Source organism: Acidovorax sp. KKS102 (assembly GCF_000302535.1).
GTDB lineage: Bacteria > Pseudomonadota > Gammaproteobacteria > Burkholderiales > Burkholderiaceae_C > Acidovorax.
The window spans coordinates 4,631,893-4,651,428 of record NC_018708.1 but is presented as its reverse complement, the minus strand read 5'-3'; the positions used below and the strand labels follow the sequence as shown (position 1 = coordinate 4,651,428).

General features: G+C 66.2%; 20 protein-coding genes and 1 pseudogene. 7 read left to right on the top strand and 14 right to left on the bottom strand.

Going from position 1 to position 19,536, the window contains the following annotated elements:
* Window positions 1–123: 123 nt before the first annotated feature.
* Together C380_RS21340 and C380_RS21335 are read right to left on the bottom strand one after the other, a co-directional pair.
* Window positions 124–756: a response regulator transcription factor gene (locus tag C380_RS21340; protein ID WP_015015920.1), complete on the bottom strand. Its 633-nt coding sequence runs from the start codon at window positions 754–756 to the stop codon at window positions 124–126.
* On the bottom strand, window positions 746–2,293 hold the full coding sequence (locus C380_RS21335) for a sensor histidine kinase (RefSeq protein ID WP_015015919.1): 1,548 nt from the start codon (window positions 2,291–2,293) through the stop codon (window positions 746–748). The genes C380_RS21340 and C380_RS21335 overlap by 11 nt, the downstream gene beginning before the upstream one ends.
* A gap of 141 nt (window positions 2,294–2,434) precedes the next feature.
* Between C380_RS21335 and C380_RS21330 the strand changes: the two genes are divergently transcribed.
* The 3 genes from C380_RS21330 (at window position 2,435) to C380_RS21320 (ending at window position 4,360) form a co-directional block, all read left to right on the top strand.
* Window positions 2,435–3,385, top strand: a complete 951-nt coding sequence (locus C380_RS21330; protein WP_015015918.1) for a cation diffusion facilitator family transporter — start codon at window positions 2,435–2,437, stop codon at window positions 3,383–3,385.
* On the top strand, window positions 3,382–3,840 hold the full coding sequence (gene dtd / locus C380_RS21325) for a D-aminoacyl-tRNA deacylase (RefSeq protein WP_015015917.1): 459 nt from the start codon (window positions 3,382–3,384) through the stop codon (window positions 3,838–3,840). Before C380_RS21330 ends, dtd begins: the two co-directional genes overlap by 4 nt.
* A gap of 73 nt (window positions 3,841–3,913) precedes the next feature.
* Complete coding sequence (locus tag C380_RS21320) at window positions 3,914–4,360, top strand: universal stress protein (protein WP_015015916.1); 447 nt, start codon at window positions 3,914–3,916, stop codon at window positions 4,358–4,360.
* Window positions 4,361–4,540: 180 nt separating this feature from the next.
* On the opposite strand, the gene C380_RS21315 is transcribed toward C380_RS21320, so the two are convergent.
* From C380_RS21315 to C380_RS21300, 4 genes are all read right to left on the bottom strand, one after another.
* On the bottom strand, window positions 4,541–5,872 hold the full coding sequence (locus C380_RS21315; RefSeq protein WP_015015915.1) for a nitrate/nitrite transporter: 1,332 nt from the start codon (window positions 5,870–5,872) through the stop codon (window positions 4,541–4,543).
* On the bottom strand, window positions 5,869–6,615 hold the full coding sequence (locus C380_RS21310; RefSeq protein WP_015015914.1) for a sulfite exporter TauE/SafE family protein: 747 nt from the start codon (window positions 6,613–6,615) through the stop codon (window positions 5,869–5,871). The genes C380_RS21315 and C380_RS21310 overlap by 4 nt, the downstream gene beginning before the upstream one ends.
* Before the next feature lie 179 nt (window positions 6,616–6,794).
* Window positions 6,795–7,253 carry an rRNA maturation RNase YbeY gene (gene ybeY / locus C380_RS21305; protein WP_015015913.1) on the bottom strand — a complete coding sequence of 153 codons (459 nt, stop codon included), beginning with the start codon at window positions 7,251–7,253 and terminating at the stop codon, window positions 6,795–6,797.
* Window positions 7,254–7,324: 71 nt separating this feature from the next.
* The gene (locus C380_RS21300; RefSeq protein ID WP_015015912.1) at window positions 7,325–8,281 is read right to left on the bottom strand and encodes a PhoH family protein; all 957 of its coding nucleotides are present in this window, start codon (window positions 8,279–8,281) and stop codon (window positions 7,325–7,327) included.
* A gap of 80 nt (window positions 8,282–8,361) precedes the next feature.
* Between C380_RS21300 and ruvA the strand changes: the two genes are divergently transcribed.
* Window positions 8,362–8,937 carry a Holliday junction branch migration protein RuvA gene (gene ruvA, locus C380_RS21295; protein ID WP_015015911.1) on the top strand — a complete coding sequence of 192 codons (576 nt, stop codon included), beginning with the start codon at window positions 8,362–8,364 and terminating at the stop codon, window positions 8,935–8,937.
* A gap of 5 nt (window positions 8,938–8,942) precedes the next feature.
* Here ruvA and C380_RS21290 read toward each other — a convergent pair whose 3' ends face one another.
* Together C380_RS21290 and C380_RS25165 are read right to left on the bottom strand one after the other, a co-directional pair.
* Window positions 8,943–9,428, bottom strand: coding sequence for a carbonic anhydrase family protein (locus C380_RS21290; protein ID WP_148280003.1), 486 nt, complete (start codon window positions 9,426–9,428; stop codon window positions 8,943–8,945).
* Window positions 9,419–10,090, bottom strand: a complete 672-nt coding sequence (locus C380_RS25165) for a hypothetical protein (protein WP_148280002.1) — start codon at window positions 10,088–10,090, stop codon at window positions 9,419–9,421. The genes C380_RS21290 and C380_RS25165 overlap by 10 nt, the downstream gene beginning before the upstream one ends.
* Before the next feature lie 114 nt (window positions 10,091–10,204).
* Between C380_RS25165 and ruvB the strand changes: the two genes are divergently transcribed.
* Complete coding sequence (ruvB, locus tag C380_RS21280) at window positions 10,205–11,266, top strand: Holliday junction branch migration DNA helicase RuvB (RefSeq protein WP_015015908.1); 1,062 nt, start codon at window positions 10,205–10,207, stop codon at window positions 11,264–11,266.
* Here ruvB and C380_RS21275 read toward each other — a convergent pair.
* From C380_RS21275 to ttcA, 5 genes are all read right to left on the bottom strand, one after another.
* Entirely contained in the window at window positions 11,223–13,025 is a 1,803-nt protein-coding gene (locus C380_RS21275) for a lysoplasmalogenase family protein (protein ID WP_015015907.1), read from the bottom strand. The two genes, ruvB and C380_RS21275, sit on opposite strands and share 44 nt — an antisense overlap.
* A gap of 79 nt (window positions 13,026–13,104) precedes the next feature.
* Complete coding sequence (locus tag C380_RS21270) at window positions 13,105–14,274, bottom strand: DSD1 family PLP-dependent enzyme (RefSeq protein ID WP_015015906.1); 1,170 nt, start codon at window positions 14,272–14,274, stop codon at window positions 13,105–13,107.
* Entirely contained in the window at window positions 14,258–14,899 is a 642-nt protein-coding gene (locus C380_RS21265; protein WP_015015905.1) for a histidine phosphatase family protein, read from the bottom strand. Before C380_RS21265 ends, C380_RS21270 begins: the two co-directional genes overlap by 17 nt.
* A gap of 31 nt (window positions 14,900–14,930) precedes the next feature.
* On the bottom strand, window positions 14,931–15,551 hold the full coding sequence (locus C380_RS21260; RefSeq protein ID WP_015015904.1) for a DUF4136 domain-containing protein: 621 nt from the start codon (window positions 15,549–15,551) through the stop codon (window positions 14,931–14,933).
* A gap of 55 nt (window positions 15,552–15,606) precedes the next feature.
* Window positions 15,607–16,587: a tRNA 2-thiocytidine(32) synthetase TtcA gene (gene ttcA / locus C380_RS21255; protein ID WP_015015903.1), complete on the bottom strand. Its 981-nt coding sequence runs from the start codon at window positions 16,585–16,587 to the stop codon at window positions 15,607–15,609.
* A gap of 175 nt (window positions 16,588–16,762) precedes the next feature.
* Between ttcA and C380_RS21250 the strand changes: the two are divergent.
* Window positions 16,763–17,505: pseudogene (locus C380_RS21250) on the top strand (DUF4372 domain-containing protein); the annotation flags it as partial.
* Here C380_RS21250 and C380_RS21245 read toward each other — a convergent pair.
* Window positions 17,479–18,402 carry a LysR family transcriptional regulator gene (locus C380_RS21245; protein ID WP_015015901.1) on the bottom strand — a complete coding sequence of 308 codons (924 nt, stop codon included), beginning with the start codon at window positions 18,400–18,402 and terminating at the stop codon, window positions 17,479–17,481. The pseudogene C380_RS21250 and the gene C380_RS21245 overlap by 27 nt on opposite strands.
* A gap of 147 nt (window positions 18,403–18,549) precedes the next feature.
* Between C380_RS21245 and C380_RS21240 the strand changes: the two genes are divergently transcribed.
* On the top strand, window positions 18,550–19,524 hold the full coding sequence (locus tag C380_RS21240) for a tripartite tricarboxylate transporter substrate binding protein (RefSeq protein WP_015015900.1): 975 nt from the start codon (window positions 18,550–18,552) through the stop codon (window positions 19,522–19,524).
* Window positions 19,525–19,536 lie beyond the last annotated feature (12 nt).

Sequence of the window (19,536 nt, the reverse complement as noted above, 5' to 3'; positions counted from 1 at the left end):
TTTTGCGTCGGTGCCACCCTTTGTGGCGCCGTGGGAGAACTGTAGAAATTGCCGCCGTTTTCAGCCATTCGGGCGGCTACGCGCGGGCCTCCGTAGAACTACGGAAGGCCTTTGCAGACGGATTCAGGATGCAGCATCCACCAGCGCCGCATACCGCCGGATCAGTTGCGCCAGCGACTCGGCCCCCAGCTTGGCGAACAGGTTGGCGCGGTGCGTTTCCACCGTGCGCGGCGACAGTTCCAGCGCCCGGCCGATTTCCTTGTTGGTGAGGCCTTCAACGATCAGCCCCAGCACTTCACGCTCGCGGGCCGAGAGCTGCGCAAAACGCTCGCGCGCCTGCTGGTCGGCCTGGTGGCGCTCGCGCGAGCGCACATGCTGGCGCACGGCGTTTTGAAGGGCCTCGATCAGCACCTCGTCGTCCACCGGCTTTTCCAGAAACTCGGCCGCCCCGGTCTTGAACGCGCGGCGGCACATCTCCACCGTGCCGTGGCCGGTGAGCAGGATCACGGGCTGGTCCACACCCTGGGCCAGCAGCTGCTCCAGCACCGTGAGGCCGCTGATGCCAGGCATACGCACATCAAGCACGATGGCGCCGATGCTGGCACGGTCGAACCCCGCCATGAACGATTGCGGATCGGCCCAGGTCTGCACGCGCAGGCCCACGGTGCCGATGAGCAGGGCAAGGCCCTCGCGCACGGCGGCATCGTCGTCTACCAGGTGGATCAGGGGCGAGAGGGAGGGGGCGCTATTGGTCATCGGCGGGTGGTGCGACGCTGAGGGTCAGCACAAACTCGGCGCCCCGCTGGGCGGCGGACGGGGGCGTGGCCTCCGGCGCCAGGGCGAGCTGTGCGCCCATGGCCTGCGCCAGGCTATCGCACAGCGTGAGGCCAAGGCCCAGCCCGCCGGTGCGTGTGGTGTAGAAGGGCTCGAACAGGTGCTGGCGCGCCTCGGGCGGGATGCCGGGGCCGTGGTCGCGCACCGACAGGGTCACCTGCCCGCTTTTCGCGCGCGCCATGCTCAGGCGCAGCTGGCGCTCTGCGGGCGGCACCTGCTCCAGCGCCTGCAGCGCGTTCATCAGCAGGTTGTGGACGATCTGCTGCAGGGCCACGGGTTCGGCCAGCGCCGGGGGCAAGTCTGCGGCGGCCAACACCTCGGGCACCACCCCGCGCTGGACCAGCTCGGGCTCCAGCAGGTGTAGCACGTCTTGCACAGCGGTGGGCAGTGCCAGGGGCTGGGCTTGGCCTGCCAGATCGGGCCGCTCCACCAGGCGGCGCAGGCGGCCCACCACGGTGGATGCGCGGCGCGCCTGCTCCACGGCGCGGGCCATGGCGGTCTGTGCGGTGTCTAGATCGGGCGGGTCGTTGGCCAGCAGGCGCTGGGCGGCCTGAGTGCTGGATAGCAGGGCCGTGAGCGGCTGGTTCAGCTCATGCGCCATGCCCGCAGCCAGCTCGCCCAGCGTGTTCAGCCGCGACACCTGGCCCAGGCGCAGCAGCTCTTCGGCCCGTTGCCGCGCCACGCGCTGGCGCCACAAGGCGCGGCCTGCGGCCCACAGCGCTGTGGTCAGCAGGCACCAACCCAGCATGCGCCACCAGGGCAGTTCGTGCAGGCCCACGCTGCGGCGGGCCACCACGTCCAGCGGCTGGCTGGCGGCGGCCAGCAGTTTGTGAAAGTCGTAGGTGCGGATGCCGCTGCCCGGGTCGGCCTGGCCGGGCTGCACCACAAAGGCCGTGCCGCCATGCTCCAGCGTCACGCGCACTGGGCTGGTGGCCATGTCCATAGGCCACTCGTCGGTGGGGATGGTGCTGCGCAGGTCGATGTGCAGCGCATAGCTGGCTGGCGTGCCCGCCAGCACCAGGTAGAAGCGGCCTGCGGGCAGGTTCAGCCCCACCATCGCGGCGTGGCCGGTGCGGCGTGAGGTGGCCTCGGCCACTGCCAGCTCGGCCTGCAGCGCCGGCGGCCAGTCGCTGTGGGCCGAGCGCTGCAGCACGGCCAGGATTTGCGGGTACACCGACGGGAGGCGGGGCAGGGGCGATGCCGCGTTGTGCAGGCTGTCAGCCGCAGCGGCAGCAGGTTGCAGCAGCGCCAGCGTAGCCATGATGGCGTCGTGCTGCACCACGCGCTGGCTCAGCAGCCGATGCACGATGCGTGCGTCGGTCTCGAAGGCTGCATGCAGTTGCTGCAGGCGGTCCACCACCAGCCAGCCGCAACCGATGCAGGCCACGACCACCCACAGCAGCAGGCTGGGCAGGTGCAGGGCGTGTCGGGGCAAAAGGCGACGCCAGGCGGGGAGCATGCGCGGATTCTGGCATGGGGCTGCGTTGCATCAACGCTGGGTGCGCACCCTGGGCGCTCTGTTAAACGGAGCTTAAGGTGCCTCTGGTGTAATTTCTGCTTCGCCTGTTCGCCATTTTTTCGTCTCCCTCGCCTACCCACCATGTCCGCTGCTTCGTCCGCACCTCACCCCTGGCTTTCACCCCGCAACCTGCTGTGGGCCTCGGTGGCCGTGGCGGTAGTCACCATCGCGCTCAAGACGCTGGCCTGGGTGGTCACGGGCTCGGTGGGTTTGCTGTCGGACGCGATGGAGTCGTTTGTGAACCTGGCCAGCGCCATGTTTGCACTGGCCATGGTGACGGTGGCGCAGCGCCCGGCCGATGACGACCACCCCTACGGCCACCACAAGGCCGAATACTTTTCGTCGGGGTTCGAGGGCATCCTCATCATGGGCGTGTCGGCAGGCATCCTGTGGGCAGCCGGGCACCGCTTGTTCGACCCGCAGCCCATCGAGCAGGTGGGCTGGGGCCTGGGCCTTTCGGTGCTCAGCTCGGCCCTCAACGGGTTGCTGGCGTGGGTGATGTTCCGCTCGGCGCGCGAGCACCGCTCCATCGCGCTGGAGGCCGATGCCCGCCACCTGGTCACCGACGTGTGGACCTCGGCTGGTGTGCTGGTGGGCATTGCGGGCGCGGCCCTCACCGGATGGCTGTGGCTGGATGCGGTGGCGGCGATTGCGGTGGCGCTAAACATCCTGAAAGAAGGCGTGGAGCTGGTATGGCGCTCGTCCCAGGGCCTCATGGATTCAGCGGTGGAGCCCGAGGTGCAGTCCACCATCGACGCCACGCTGCAGCAGTTTGTGGCGGCCCAGGCGCCCGGTGCCGTGCGCTTCGACCATGTCTCTACTCGCCGCGCGGGCCAGCGCCAATTTGTGGACATGCACCTGCACATGCCCGCCGACTGGACCTTGCGCCACGCGGCCGAGCTGCGCGGCCAGGTCGAGCGCGCGCTGATGACGGCCGTGCCCGGCCTGCGTGCCACCATCGAACTGCTGCCCACCGATGTGGAGGCGCATTTCGACGACCCCCGTGACGATGTGAAGGATGCCGTGAAGTGATCAGCGTATTGCAACGTGTGCGCGAAGCGCGTGTGGATGTGGACGGGCAGACCGTGGGCGCCATCGGCGCGGGCCTGCTGGTTCTGGTGTGCGCCGAGCGCGGCGACACCGATGCCGAGGCCGACAAGCTGCTGGCCAAGATCCTGAAGCTACGCATCTTTTCGGACGCAGCGGGCAAAATGAACCAGAGCGTGCAGGACATCGGTGGCGGTCTTTTGTTGGTCAGTCAGTTCACCCTGGCGGCCGACACCACCGGCGGCAATCGCCCCAGCTTCACCCAGGCGGCGGCGCCCGATGAAGGGCGGCGCCTGTACGACTACCTGGTGGACCAGGCCCGCAAAGTCCACCCCGTGGTGGCCACCGGCCAGTTTGCGGCCGACATGCAGGTGTATCTGGTCAACGACGGGCCTGTGACGATCCCGCTGCGGATGCCGCCTGCCGTGGTGGACGCCTGAGTGCTGCACAGAGCTGCCTGGGGTGTGCCTGCGCACGGTGAGGCGCTACGATGGGTTTTTAAGGGGAACTCGCATGTACGAAAAGATCCTGGTGCCTGTGGACGGCAGCCCCACTTCGCTCGCGGGCCTGAATGAGGCCATTGCCCTGGCGCGTGTGATGGGCTCCACCATCAAGCTGCTGCATGTGGTGGATGAAATTTCGCTGATGACGAGCTTTGAGGCCGCCATGGCGTTACCGCCCAACGTGTTCGATCTCTTGAAGGAAGCGGGTCAGCAGGTGCTGTCGGATGCCGAGGCGCGGACGAAGGCTGCTGGCATTGCGGTGGAGGCCGAACTGTTCGAGAGTTATTCCGGGCGGGTCAGTGATTTGATCCTCACCAAAGCCAAGGAATGGGGCGCCCAGATCATCGTGCTGGGCACCCATGGCCGACGGGGTGTGGGGCGCATGCTGCTGGGCAGCGACGCCGAGCAGGTGCTGCGCCAGTCCCCTGTGCCTGTGCTGCTGGTGCGCGGCGGCTGACTTTCGTACTGGCTGCGTTCCTGGCAACGGGGTAGGTCAGCCTGTCAGTGCCGCCAGGAAAGCGCGGCCGGATTCAGCAGCCCAGTGACCACGCCGCCCCGGCGCAGCACTTTGGCAGGCAATTGGCGTGCCAAACGGGCACCGCCGTAGCCGTTGGTCTTGATAGGCGGGCGCTACAGGCTATTTGGGTTCTGGTGTCTGCGAAGAAACCAGTGGCGATACAGGCAAAAACCGAAACGCCGTCGACGCCAGCGCCAGCCAGGCCGCAATGGACAGCATGACGGCCGTGTGGGCATCCCAGCCCAAACGCTGGGCGCCGGTGGCCACGATGCCAGTGAACCACTGCATCAGCGCCACGCCCAAAAACATCGCCATGGTGTAGGCTGACAGGGCCCGGCCCGTGAGTGCGGGTGGGTACGAGGCGCGCACATCGGCGTACTGCAGCACGCCGTAGCCCGACAGCAGGCCCATCAGCAAAATCAGCACCACACTGGCCGCAGGGTGCACCCGCAAAAAGGCCAGCAGCATGAACAGCCCGGCCATCAGCAGCGAGGCATTGCCGATCCACCATCGGCGGCGGCCGACGCCCGGGTCCAGCCGGCCCGCCAGCCCGGGGGCGAACAGTGCAATCAGCGACAGCCCCAGCGCCACGTTGCCGCTGTCCACCAGCGTGAGGTGGTAGCGGTCCATCAGCAGCGGCGCCAGCCACAGGCCCCGCAGCGACAAAAACGCAGCGTAGCCCGACATGCCCAGCAGCAGGATGCCCCAGGTGTGCGGCACCGTGAGCAGCTGGCCAAAGCCCAGCAGCGCCTGGCCCCAGGTTTCGCGCTGCGCCGGGGGCGGCACCAGCGGGGCGGGCTCGTGCACCCGCAGCCAGATCAGCAGCCACGACAGCGCGCTGAGCACCGCCAGCACGGCATAGCCCGTGCGCCAGCCGCCGCCGTGCTGCACCAGCCAGGCCAGCGGCGTGCCGGTAAACAGCAGGCCCAGCCCACCCACGCCCATGGCCACGCCCGACAGGTAGGCAAACCGGTCGGCCGGGAAATGCCTTGCAATGAACAGCGTGCACGCCAGAAACGCAGGCGAGCAGCCCACGCCAATCATCAGCTGGCCCACCATCAGCCACGCGTAGCCGGGCGCTGCCGCCGAGAGCGCGGCCCCGCCAATCGCCAGCGGGAAGGCCGTGAGCACCGTGCGCCGCAGGCCCCACAGGTCCAGCCCCACGCCCATCAGCAATTGGGCCACGCCGAACGACAGGCCGAACAACCCGGCAAACGCCCCCAAAGACCCCGGCGACAGCCCGAACTCGGCAGTCAGCCCACGGGCCAGGATGGCGGTGGTGGTGCGAAACGCCTGGCTCAGCGCAAACCCGCTGAGCAGCGTGAGCAGCATGGCCCACAGCACGCGGGTCGGCGGGCGGCCGCTGTCTGCCGTGGGTGTCGGCGTGGGTGCCGATGCCGCCGCAGGCGTGGACCTGGGCGTTGGCTGCGGGGCCGAAGAGCTGCTGCTCACTGCCGCCAGAAGAACACCGCCGCCATCACCAGCCCGGTGACCACGATGCCCCAGCGCAGCACGTTGGCCGGCAGCTTGCGCGCCACGCGTGCGCCGCCGTAGCCCCCGGCGGTGGCGGCCACCATCATCATCAGCGCCTGGGGCCACAGCACGATGCCGCCCGCTGCGTAGATGGCTACCGCAATCGCGGTGAGCAGGGCCGAGACCAGATTCTTCATGCCGTTCATGGCGTTGAGCTGGGTTTGCCCCAGCAGGCCAAACAGCGCCAGCAGCAAGATGCCCAGCCCGCCGTTGAAGTAACCGCCATACCCCGCCACCGCCAGCATGCCCAGGGCCGCCTTCCACGGCGCGGCAGGGCCATGGGCCGACGCACCGGCCCACTGGCGCAGTCGGGCTCCCAGCGCAAACATCGCCGTGGCCGCCAGCAGCAGCCAGGGCACGACCTTGCGGAAGGTGGCGTCGGGCGTGATCAGCAGCAGCGCCGCCCCAGCCGATCCGCCAATGAGGGCCAGCACCACCACCGCCCGCATGGACAGGCCAGGCGGCGGCTGCATGTCTTCCCGAAACCCCCAGGCCCCTGCCATGTAGCCCGGAAGCAGCGCTACCGTGCCCGTTGCATTGGCCACCACGGGCGGCACGCCGGTGAAGACGAGGGCGGGCAGGGTCAGAAAGCTGCCGCCACCGGCGACGGCATTGAGGGCGCCAGCGACGAAGGCGGCAGCGACGAGAAGGGCGGTATCCAAAGTATCTCCTTGGCCACGGCGTAACGCGCGTGGGATTGCACCGATGTTAGGTGGAGATTCGGAGCTGTTGAGTCCGGATTGCGACTGTAAAAGGTGCGACTGCTTTGCCTGCAGCTGCGTTTTAAAGCGACATTTAAAAGTGGGTTGTCCTCCGAGTCGTGGAGGAGCCGTTCGGCAGATCAGGTCGCGTAGGGGTCTTCAAAGCCCAGCTCTTGCAGGATGTCGGTCTCGTACGCCTCCATCTCCTCGGCGTCGGCCTCGCTCGTTTCATGGTCCCAGCCCTGGGCATGCAGCGTGCCATGCACCAGCATGTGGGCGTAGTGCTCTTCCAGGCTCTTGTTCTGCTCCTTGGCCTCCCGCTCAATCACGGGGGCGCAGAGCACCAGGTCGGCGGTCACCACGGGCTCCTGGGTGTAGTCGAACGTGAGCACGTTGGTGGCGTAGTCCTTCTTGCGGTATTCGCGGTTGAGCTGCTGGCCTTCTTCGGCACCCACGATGCGCACGGTGATCTCGGCGTCGGTGGCCAGCGCGTGGCGAATCCAGCGTGTGACCTTATGGCGGGGCAGTACGGCGCGGTGGGCGGCGGCTTCATCAAAGGAGCCGAACTGCAGCGACAGGGAGAGGTGGTTCAGTGGCATGGGAGGCGAATTTGGTGGAAAGCGCTAGAAGAATATACGCTGATTGCTATCAAAAAAGGAGCGAATGATGTTCAGTCCCTGCTGCGCGCAGCGGCTGCGCGGCGGGGGGCGTCGTAGGCGTCCACGATGCGTGCGACCAGCGGGTGGCGCACCACGTCGGCACTGGTGAAGTGGGTGACGGAGATGCCCTTCACGCGCTTCAACACCCGCTCGGCGTCGATCAGGCCGCTCAGCGTTCCCTTGGGCAGGTCGATCTGGCTCACGTCGCCCGTCACCACCGCCTTGGCACCAAAGCCGATGCGGGTGAGGAACATCTTCATCTGCTCGGGCGTGGTGTTCTGCGCCTCGTCCAGGATCACGAAGGCATTGTTCAGCGTGCGCCCGCGCATGAAAGCCAGCGGCGCGATCTCGATGGCGTTGCGCTCGAACGCCTTTTGCACCTTGTCATGCCCCATCAGCTCGTACAGCGCGTCGTACAGCGGGCGCAGGTAAGGGTCCACCTTCTGCGCCAAGTCGCCAGGCAGAAAACCCAGGCGCTCGCCCGCCTCCACCGCCGGGCGGGTCAGCACGATGCGCTGCACGCTGCTGCGCTCCAGCGCATCCACCGCACTGGCCACGGCGAGATACGTCTTGCCGGTGCCCGCAGGGCCGATGCCGAAGGTGATGTCGTGCGTGGCGATGTTCTGCAGGTACAGGTTCTGCGTGGGGGTGCGCCCGCGCAGGTCCGCACGGCGGGTGTTGAGGATGATGGCGTCGTCCGGGGCCTCCAGCAGTTCGCTGTCGCCCGCCAGCATCAGCTGGATGTAGTCCTCGCCGATGGGCCGCTCGGCCATTTCATACAGGGCCTGCAACAGCTCCATCGCCTGCGTGGCTTTGGCCTTGGGGCCGTCGACCTTGAACTGCTCGTGCCGGTGCGCAATGCTCACCTGCAAGGCCACCTCGATGGTGCGCAGGTGCGCATCGGCCGGGCCACACAGGTGAGTAAGCCGGGTGTTGTTGTGGGGGGTGAAGGTGTGGCGCAGGATCACGCGGATAATTCCAGTCAGGCAACGGAAAACGGCAAGAACGACGGCGCGGCATGTCACGCCCGCGTCGCCAAAGGACATCAATGATAGGCAAATTGACCGGCACCCTGCTGGAGAAGAATCCCCCCGAGGTGCTGCTGGACTGCCACGGTGTGGGCTACGAGGTGAATGTGCCCATGAGCACGTTCTACAACCTGCCCGCCGTGGGCGAGCGTGTGAGCCTGCTGACCCAGTTCATCGTGCGCGAGGATGCGCAGCTGCTGTACGGCTTTGCGACCGCCCCCGAGCGGCAGGCGTTTCGCGAGCTGATCAAGATATCAGGCGTGGGGCCGCGCACGGCATTGTCCATCCTGAGTGGCATGGGGGTGGGTGACCTGGCGCAAGCGATTTCGCTGCAGGAGTCGGGGCGGCTGGTGAAGGTGCCCGGCATCGGCAAGAAGACTGCCGAGCGCTTGCTGTTGGAGCTGAAGGGAAAGCTGGGCGCTGACATCGGTGCTGTGCGCGGTGCCGCCAACAGCGATGCGCAAGCCGACATTTTGCAGGCGCTGTTGGCTTTGGGCTACAACGACAAGGAAGCGGCGGCGGCGCTCAAGGCGCTGCCAGTCGATGTGGGTGTGAGCGATGGGATCAAGCTGGCGCTCAAGTCGCTGGCGAAGTGAAGCGCTTATTGGGCCTCGCGAACTAGGCGTCCGTTAGAGGCCTGCACAGGACGTGCGTTGGGTGGCGACACACGCTGCAGCATGCGCAGCTGTGCGGGCCCTACATTGACCGGGGTCTTCATCACAATGCGCAGTACGCCCTCGGTGCAGGGCGGCTGGGTGATGGAGCCTGCGTACTGGTAATAGCGCCGGTCCTGCGGTAGCAGCTCGTCCACGGAAAGCACCGGCTGCGGCAGACGCACGCTGTCTTGCACATCCAGGGGCATATGGGTCCAGATGCGGGTGATGAAGGCGTTGGTGCTTCCCAACTGCATGGGCACGCTCACCACCGCTGTTTGACCGTCAGGTCCCTGGTACACCAGATCGGTTGCCATCGGGTAGTTGTGCTGATGCACGCGCTCTTCAGCAGGGTGGCGAAACTGCAGGCGCACCAAGCGCCAGGGCAGTCCGCGCAGGGTCAGGATGCTGTCGCCTTCCACTTTCAGTTCCACGCCATGCCCGCTGTGCAACACCGTGCCGCCGAAGAGCTGGTGGTTGAAGGGCAGAGGGGGGCGGGACCTGCCTCCACGTCCTGTGCTGTGATGTGGATGGGTGACTGCCGCATTCCCTGGCTGCAGGCTGCGAATTCGGGGTGCAGGTTTCCCCAGGCCTTGGGTCCCCGGTCTCCGCTGCCGTAATCCCAGCGCACGGTGCGTGAGTCTGGTGGCGGTGGAGCGGGGGGAGGTGGCACGGCCGCCGCCAGTTCGGCGGCCCGCGTCTGGATGTAGCGGCGGCTGGCTTCGGGGTCCTGAACGGCAGGGCGGGCCGGGGCCTGTGGGATGGCCATGGTCTTGGCTGGTTTGCTGGGACGCTCGGCCGGGATACGCACCTCCACGCTGGGGATAGGCTCGGCCCGCCGACGCGCACCTGCCGACGTGGTGGGCGCGTTCTTCGTTTTGGCGCGCTGGATGGCTTCGTCGATCCGAGTGGCCAAGTCGGCCTTTTCCTGCGGGTTCTCAATACGGATGGAGCCGCTGGCGGACCGGGCGGGTGAGGGTGGGGGAGTCTGACCGGTCGCAGCGAGGGCGGTAGCGCCACAGGCAACCAACACAGCCAGCTGGTGGAGGAAAAGGGGCCGGGGCAGGCAAGGGGGCGCAGGCATCGTCTTGGTCATGGTCTGGTTCATCTATCGGCGCTGTTCCCGCTTACTTGAACCCCGGGGAATGCTTGGGCGATATAGTGGCAGATTGCATGCCAGCATGGCATTCGCCGCCCAGACATAACTGCCGTGACCATCCAGACCGACGACTTCTCCCCCGCCGCCGCCAAACGCGTCATCTCTGCCGCCCCCGCCTCTCTCCAAGAGGAGGCCATCGAACGCGCCCTGCGCCCCAAGCTCCTGCAGGAGTACGTGGGCCAGGCCAAGGCGCGGGAGCAGCTGGAGATCTTCATCGGCGCTGCGAGGAAGCGTGAGGAGGCGCTGGACCACGTGCTGCTGTTCGGCCCGCCTGGGCTGGGCAAGACCACGCTCTCGCACATCATCGCGGCCGAGCTGGGGGTGAACCTGCGCCAGACCAGCGGACCCGTGCTGGAAAAACCCAAGGACCTGGCCGCACTGCTCACCAACCTGGAAAAGAACGACGTTCTTTTCATTGATGAGATCCACCGCCTCTCGCCCGTGGTGGAGGAAATCCTTTACCCCGCGCTGGAGGACTATCAGATCGACATCATGATCGGCGAGGGGCCGGCAGCGCGCAGCATCAAGCTGGACCTGCAGCCCTTCACCCTGGTGGGTGCGACCACGCGTGCGGGCATGCTGACCAACCCGTTGCGCGACCGCTTCGGCATCGTGGCGCGGCTTGAGTTCTACACGGCCGAGGAGCTGGCGCGCATTGTCCAGCGCAGTGCCGGGTTGCTCCATGCACCGATGGATGAGGAAGGTGGCTTCGAGATCGCCCGCCGCTCGCGCGGCACACCGCGCATTGCCAACCGGCTACTGCGCCGGGTGCGCGACTATGCAGAGGTCAAGGGCGATGGGCGCATTACCAAACCCATTGCCGACAAGGCGTTGGCCATGCTCGATGTGGACCCGCAAGGCTTTGACGTGATGGACCGCAAGCTGCTCGAAGCCGTGATCCACCGCTTCGATGGCGGCCCCGTGGGGCTGGACAACATCGCGGCCAGCATTGGCGAAGAGGCCGGCACCATCGAGGACGTGATCGAGCCCTATCTGATCCAGCAGGGCTTCCTGCAGCGCACGCCGCGCGGGCGCATTGCCACGCTGGCGGCGTTCCGCCACCTGGGGGTCACGCCCCCGAAGGCGAGCGGGCAAGATCTGTTTGGGGTGTGAGGGGCGTGGCAGAGCTGGGCTCTGCGCGGGCTGTGCCCCGCAGCATGCCTGCCACGATCAGCGCCTGTGCAGCGTAATACGTCGCCAGCACCCAGACCTGCGCCATGGGCAGGGGTGTCACGAACCGGTTGGTGGCCAGCAGCGAGTCGCTGAGCATGAAGAATCCGGCGCCGATGGCGACCCACAGCGAGGGGGCGTCGCGCAATACGGTGGCGCGGCCTATCGCCTGGGCCGCCATCAGCGCAATCACCAGCACATAGGCCGCGACCGGCGCGCGCAGTGCAGCCGGCAGCCCACCCGTCCACAGAAAGGCATACATCGCCACGCCTATGCCCAGCGTGGCCGCCAGTGCACCCCGGTGCGGAAACCAGGTCTGCCCGCTTTTGAACAGCGCCACATAGAACAGGTGCGCCACCAGAAAGCTCACCAGACCGGGAATGAAGAAACCCGGGAACATGAGGAACACATCCCCCGCCAAGGACCCGCCCAGGGCTGCCATCAGCAAGACCCAGGGCGTTTTGGAGCCCGACGTGCCTCTTGCGCTAGTCGAATATGCGCTAGTAGCTATCAAAATAATAGCGATTGCCATGGTCAGTGGCTTGAACAGCCAATGCCACTCCGTAAGCCCCAGCGCACTGGTGGCCGTGGCCAGCGCCGCGCTTTGCAGCATCAGCGCCATCAGCATGCCGATGCGCCCCTGCATCACCGCGCCCAGCGACCATTGCACCGTCAGCAGCACGGCAAACCAGAGGGCGTTCTGCACCAGCGGCGCCGCATCGGCCTGCCACAAAAAGGCTGCCACGCCTGTGAGCAGCAGCGCGAACTGCACCAGCGCAAACCACTGCACAGCACGCGACATGGGTGGGTGGTACAGCTGCATCTGCGCCATGCTGAAGGCAGGCTTGGGGAACCGCTCCGCCACATCCGCAGGCCGCCAGCCGGGTGGCTTGATCCAGACCTTGAGCTTGTCGAGCCAGCTGCGCGCGTGCCAGCTGTCGTGCGCCAGTCCTGCGTACACCTGGGCGTTGGCCCACAGCGGGTCCCAGCTGTTGAGCAGGCCGCGCGTGCCGTACACACATTTCTCCTGCGCGTCTTCATCCTTGAAGGTGCCGAACATCCGGTCCCACAGGATCAGGATGCCGCCGTAGTTCTTGTCCAGGTAGGCGTCGTTGACGGCATGGTGCACGCGGTGGTTGCTCGGGCTGCAGAACCAGCGGTCGAACCAGCCCAGGCGCCCCACCTGCTCGGTGTGCACCCAGAACTGGTAGAGCAGGTCAATCAGCGCCACCACGCCAAACACCAGGGGCGGCACACCGGCCAGCGCCATGGGCACATAAAAGACCCAGCCCAGCAGCGCGCCCGAACTGGTCTGGCGCAGCGCGGTGCTGAGGTTGTAGTCCTGGCTCTGGTGGTGCACCGCGTGTGCGGCCCACAGCACGGCTGACTCGTGCCCCATGCGGTGCAGCCAGTAGTAGCAGAAGTCGTAGAACACCAGCGCCAGCAGCCAGCCGGGCAGGCTGGTCCAGAACGCATCGTTGCGCCACAGTGCCACATGCTCGAACAGAGCGGTGTAGATGCCGATGCGCAGCAGGCGCGTGAAGACTGCGCTGGTCTGGCTGAGCATGCCCAGGCTGATGCTGCTCACCGCATCGGCCAGGCGGTAGGTGTTGCGCTGGCGCTTGAAGCCGACGGCCAGTTCGATGGCGATCAGCACAAAGAAGACGGGCGTCGCAAGGACGATGATCTGGCTGGGGCTCATGCTGCCGGATTGTGGTCCAGCAGCCAGCTCTCACTGGGGCAGGTGAACCCCTATAGCGCCGGTGTTTAGAGGGCCGCGCCTACGTCAGCGCACCCCGCGCATCCACGCGGATGATCCGCTCCACCACCCCGTCCATCAGTCCGCCGCGCACGCCGATCAAAAAGTCGTACAGGTTGACCGTGGGATCGCAATGACCCGGAATGAGCCAGAGCATGTGCCCCAAACTGGGCAGGCGGGCGTCGGGAGCGTCCGCATAAAGCAGGCCATGTTCGTCGCCCCCGTTGGCGTAGCGCAGGGTGCGGTCGGCGGGCAGCAGGGCGACGGTGGGCAGGCCCGAGTCGATGGCATGGCTCTTGTGGCCTGCGTCGCACACCGCATGGGTGTCGCGCACCGACACCACCTGGGTCTTGACGTACAGCGCGTGTTCAAACGCGGGCTGCGCGGGATCGCGTTCGTTGCGCGCGTAATCTGCGTCCATGAACAAAAACGAGCCCGCCTGCAACTCGCCAAACACGCCGCTGGCGGCCTCGTGAACCAGGGTGCCTGTGCCTGATCCGGTGATCAGCGGCACGGGCAGCCCGGCGGCTTCGATGAGCTGGCGCGTGTGATCCGCCGCGCGAACGACAGCGGCGATGGTCTCGCGCCGACCCACGCTACTGGCCAGGTGCTGCGCGCGGCCGTGGTAGGCCTGCAGGCCCGCAAAGCGCAGCCGGGGGCTGCGCGACACGGCCAGTGCAAGGGGCACGGCGGCCTCGCCCGGTGGCACGCCGCAGCGGCCTTGGCCCACGTCGATCTCGACCAGCACATCGATGCCCGCATCGCTGCCGGATTGGGCCATGGCTTCGGCCAGGCGGGCGATGCCATCGGCATGGTCCACCGCCACACCCAGGCGCCCGCCGCGTGCCGCCAGCTGCGCGGCCAGCCGCGCCACGCGGTGCAGCTTGGGCATGGCGATGACCTGGTTGGTGATGGTGATGTCATCGACGCCACCGGCGGCCAGCGCCTCGGCCTCGGCCACCTTCTGCACGCACACACCCTGAGCACCCGCGCGTTGCTGCAGCAGCGCGATTTCGGCGCTTTTGTGCAGCTTGGCATGGGGTCGCCAGCGCACCTGGTGCTTGCGTGCGAAGTCGGCCATGCGCTGGATGTTGCGGTCCATGGCGTCCAGGTCCACCACCAGGGCGGGGGTGTCGATCAGGTCCACGCGTTGGCCGACGGTGGTTTGCAAGGCTTCAGGCGTGGTTTTCATCGCGCACGACAATCTGGTCAAGGTGTTGGGTGTCCGCCCAGCCGACGAGGGTCAGGCCGTCAGGCGTCCACAGCAGGCGGTTGATGGCGGCGTTCGCGAGTTGCCAGGTGCGCGGCGCCTGGATGTCCTGGCGCGTGGCCAGGCGGTACAGCACGTCAAGCACGCCGCCATGCGCCACCATCACCACCTGCTCGCCCACATGCTGTTGTGCGAGCGCGGTCACGGTGCGTTCGATGCGGTCACGCAAGGTGACGAGGGACTCGCCGCCCTCGGGCGTGTAGTGCGGGTCGCGCTTGCGCCAGCGCAAGGCGTCCTCGGGCAGTTCGGCCTCGATCTCGGCAAACGTTCGGCCCTGAAAGTGCCCGAAGCTGCGTTCGCGCAGACCCGGCTCGGTCTTCAACGGGGCGCCCGTGGTGCGGGCCACGGCCTGGGCGGTGGCGTGCGCGCGTTGCAGGTCGCTGGAGTAGATGGCGGCAATCGGCTCGCCCACCAGGGCCTGGGCGACCTGGGTGGCCTGCCACAGGCCGGTATCGTTGAGCGGGATGTCCAGGTGGCCCTGGATGCGGGTGTCCACGTTCCAGGCGGTTTCGCCGTGGCGGATGGCAACGATGCGGGTGGCTTGCATGCAGTGGCGGAGTGGCTGAGGATGGGACGTCTCAGGGGGCAGGAGGTGCCAGGGGTATGCGCACTTGGCGGGGCCCCTGGGGCGGTTTTGGAAAGCCGTTGAGGGCCGCATCGAACAGCACGCCATAGACGGCCGGGTCGCTCACCCACACATCTTCGTGCACGGCCGAGGTTTCGTACACCACGGCCTGGGTGCTGGCGTCGCGCATCACGATGCTGACTGCGCGGCGGTGCAGGGGCGTGGGTTCGCCAAAGCGCCACACGCCATGCACGCCCCAGCCCCGCCCATACCAGCCGCCCATGCCCCAGGGGCCGGGCCCGTAAGCGCCGTAGGGGCCATATGGGCGGAAGGGGTCATAGCGCGGCACGGCGTCGGCCTGCACACCCAGCTGCACCAGCAGGCGGGGCGCGGCATCGTCGCGCTGCAGGCCCGCGCGCGCCAGGGCCTGGTCGGCCAGCGCGGCGATGGCGTCGAACGAAGGGGCTTGCTGCGAGGGCAGGCGCTCAATGCGGTACGTGGCGGGGGCGGGCACGGCCGCCAGCGTTGAGAAGCTCTGCACCTGGCCCTCCACCACGCGGGTGGTGCTGCAGCCTGCGAGCAGGGTGACGGTGAGGCCCAGGAGCAGGGCGGGAATCCATCGGCGTTGTGTCATGGTCAGAGTGTCCTGAAACAAGGATCTCCGTGAGAGTGCCGCTGGCCCCGGCAGTTCACGACAGTTGCACCACCTGCACACCCGGCAACGAAGGCGATGGCGCCGCGAACTCTTCCTTGTCAAACGCCTTGTCGCCGTCTTCGCTGGCGATGCCCGTGGCCCGGGCGTTCTTGAAGTCGTACAGGCTGCCGTCCAGCAGGTGCGAGGGCACTACGTTCTGCAGCGCATTGAACATGTTCTCAACCCGGCCGGGGAAGCGCTTTTCCCACTCGCGCAGCATCTCGCCCACCTGCTTGCGCTGCAGGTTCTCCTGGCTGCCGCACAGGTTGCACGGGATGATGGGGAAGTTGCGGTGCGCGGCCCAGCGGGCGGTGTCTTTCTCGGCCACGTAGGCCAGCGGGCGGATCACCACATGCTTGCCGTCGTCGCTCACCAGCTTGGGCGGCATGCTTTTCATCTTGCCGCCAAAGAACATGTTGAGCAGCAGCGTCTGCAAAATGTCGTCGCGGTGGTGGCCCAGCGCGATCTTGGTGCAGCCCAGCTCATCGGCCACGCGGTACAGAATGCCCCGGCGCAGGCGGCTGCACAGGCTGCAGGTGGTCTTGCCCTCGGGGATCAGCTTCTTGACGATGCTGTAGGTGTCTTCGTTCTCGATATGGAACGGCACGCCGGTGCTGGCCAGGTACTCGGGCAGCACATGCTCGGGGAAGCCCGGCTGCTTCTGGTCCAGGTTGACGGCCACCAGGTCAAAGTGGATGGGCGCGCGGGCCTTGAGCTTGAGCAGGATGTCCAGCAGCGCATAACTGTCCTTGCCGCCGGACATGCACACCATGACCTTGTCGCCTTCTTCAATCATGTTGAAGTCGACAATGGCCTTGCCGACCTCGCGGCACAGGCGCTTTTCGAGCTTGTGGGTTTCGCGTTCGATTTTCAGGCGGGCTGCGCCGCGCGTCGCTTCGATGGGCTCTTGCGCCCAGCACGTGGACTGGGCGGAGCCCGGGGGCGGTTGGGGGTCTTCGTTTAATACTTCGCTCATGGTGTCGTCAACAATTGAGTCTGTATTTTGCCTCAGTGGTGTCTGATTTATTTTGAGACGACAAGCAGCAATGCCAATGCTGATGCGGGTTTCAGAGGGTTCATGGGTGTCCACGATTTGATTTTCGATTTGCATATTTGCGATGCTCACGGGTTTCAAAAGCCCGGCGTGGTGCATAAGTGGGGGCAAGCTGCTGTTCGCACAGGTGATGGGGTTTGTGCCTTGGAAGACCTTCTTGCGCATCATCGAGCGTCACGAGGGCGATGCAGGTGTTTTCACCTTGGGATGCGCAGACTTGTTTCGCGTCATGGCGTTCTACCAGCTGGCATGGCGCGAATCGCTGCGCGACATCCACGTCTGCTCGGCGGCCAGTTGCAGCAAGCTGTTTCACATTGGATTGAAGGCGCCACCGGTGCGCTCGACGCCGGCAGATGCGCTGAACTCGCGCGACCGGCGTATCTATCACTATCATGCGCTGGCGCAGCGGCTGATCGTACGGGCCAGAGCCCTGTACGCCCAAGAGCCAACGGTGCCCGACCTTGATGCCAGTGTGTACGTCTTGGATGCCACCACCATCGACCTGTGCCTGGGCTTGTTTGACTGGGCACCGTTTCGTTCGACCAAGACCGCCATCAAGCTGCACACGCTTCTGGACCTGAGTGGGCCATTCCAGCGTGCATTCACATCAGCAATGGCAAGCTTCACAACGTGAACGTGCTCGAAATGCCTGTCGATGCGGGCGCCTATTACGTGATGGATCGTGGATACGTCGACTCTGCTCGCTTGTATGCCATGCATCAGGCTGGCGCATTCTTCGTCACCCGAGCCAAAGCGGGCATGGGCGCGCGGCGCGTTTACTCCGATCTCCTCGACCGCAGCACAGGCAGGGCTTTACGACAATCCGTCGCCTCCGTAGGGCGGCACAGACCCCAGGCCCGCCAGATGGCGGCGCAGGGCGGAGAGGAATGCGGCGGCGGCAGGATTGAGCGGCCTGCTCGGGTCGGTCACGGCTACGATCGTGCGCCTCAATCGAGGGGAGACGAAGCGATGCACCTTCACTTCCGCTCGTTCGAGCAGGCCACGCACGGCGACATGGGGCAGGAGCGTGCAGAAATCGCTCTCGCGCACCAGCTTTAGGATGGCGCTGATGGAATCGATCTCGAGGCTGGGGCTCAGGTGGACATCCTCCGCTTCGGCAAAGTTCTCGATGATCCCGCGCAGACCGTGTCGGCGTGTTGGAAACACCAGCTTCAAGGCCGACATGCCGCTGAAACGCAAGGAAGCAGGCACGTCTGCGTGGGCCGGCCCCATGACCAGAAGCAGATCCTCGTCGGCGATGGTTTCGCTCTTGAGTGTCAATGCCCGCCGTGGCTTGTTGATCACAGCGGCATCGAGTTGGCCGAGCGCCACCGCATCGATGAGGTCGCCGCTGAAGCCATCCGTCATCGACAGTTCGACCTTCGGATGGGCCGGGGAGAATTCCAGGATCGCATCGACCAGGACGCCCTGCGCGATGGTCGCGATCATCCCGAAGCGCACCTCCCCGTTCAGTTCGCCCGTGGCTTCAATTACCTGTTCGCGCGCTCGCTGGTAACCCGTGACGACCGGCAGGAAGAGGCGGTAAAGGCGGCGGCCTTCGGGGGTGGGCTGCATGCCTTGCGGCGTGCGCATGAAGAGACGCTGTCCCACCTCCGCCTCGAGCTTGGCCATCTGCATGCTGAGTGCCGACTGGACGATGTGCAGGCGGCGTGCCGCGCGGGTCACTGAACCGTCCTCGTAGAGGGTGATGAAGTACTGGATTTGCCGGAATTCCATGGTCGTCCAAGGTATCAATAAATCTGATTTTATTCATCATAAAAGGTTAATTGATCTGATACCAACCGACTCCTAGAATCGACGCAAATAGGCAGTCCTGCCCCCCCCAGGCGCTCTGAGAACACTCAATAAACGGAGACAACTTCCATGGTCGCAACCCGTCGCAAGGCTCTGCAAATGCTCGCGGTGCTCGCCGCCTTCGGCACCGATGCCGCCCAGGCGCTGGAGTACCCCACCAAACCAGTGCGCATCGTGGTGCCTTATCCGGCCGGCGGTTTCAACGACACGCTCGGCCGGCTCGCGGCCAAGTACCTGAGTGACTACTGGAAGAAACCGGTGATCGTCGATAACAAGCCAGGTGCCGGCACCATGATCGGCACCAAGGAAGTGGCCGGCGCGGCGGCCGATGGCCACACTATCCTGGTCGTGCAGTTCCCCTACGCCGCCAACCCCTGGCTGTACAAGAACATCGCTTACGACACGCAGAAGGCCTTCGCGCCGGTCCTGCTCGCGGGGCGCTCGCCCATGCTGCTGGTGACCCATGCGCAGGGTCCGTACCGGTCCGCAGCTGAACTCCTTGCTGCGGCCCGCATTAAGCCGAATGCCTTGACCTATGGCTCCTCTGGGGCTGGTTCATCGAACCACCTGGCGATGGCGCTGTTCGAAACCGCCACCGCCACACAGATGCGCCAGATTCCCTACAAGGGGAGCACCCCCATGCTGACCGACCTGGCCGGTGGCCAATTCGATGTGGCCCTGGATCTGCTGCCTCACGCCATGCCCTTCATGCAATCGGGGCGCGTGCGCCCGCTCGCCATCGCAGCACCGAAGCGGTCGCCCCTGCTGCCCGACGTGCCAACGGCCGCAGAAGCCGGAATCCCCGGCTACGAGGTCTCGTCCTGGCATGGCTTCGTGGTGCCATCCGGCACCCCGCCGTCCGTCGTCGATAAGCTCAACAGCGACCTCAACCGGATGCTGCTCGAGGACGAGGTGAAGAAAGCTTTCGCCGCACAGGGTGTCGTGCCCGACGGCGGAACGCCGGCGCAGTTCCGCGGCTTTATCGATGGCCAGATGGCCCTGTGGAAGAAGGTCGTGAGCGACCGCAACATCACTGTGGACTGAGAGGCCGTGCCC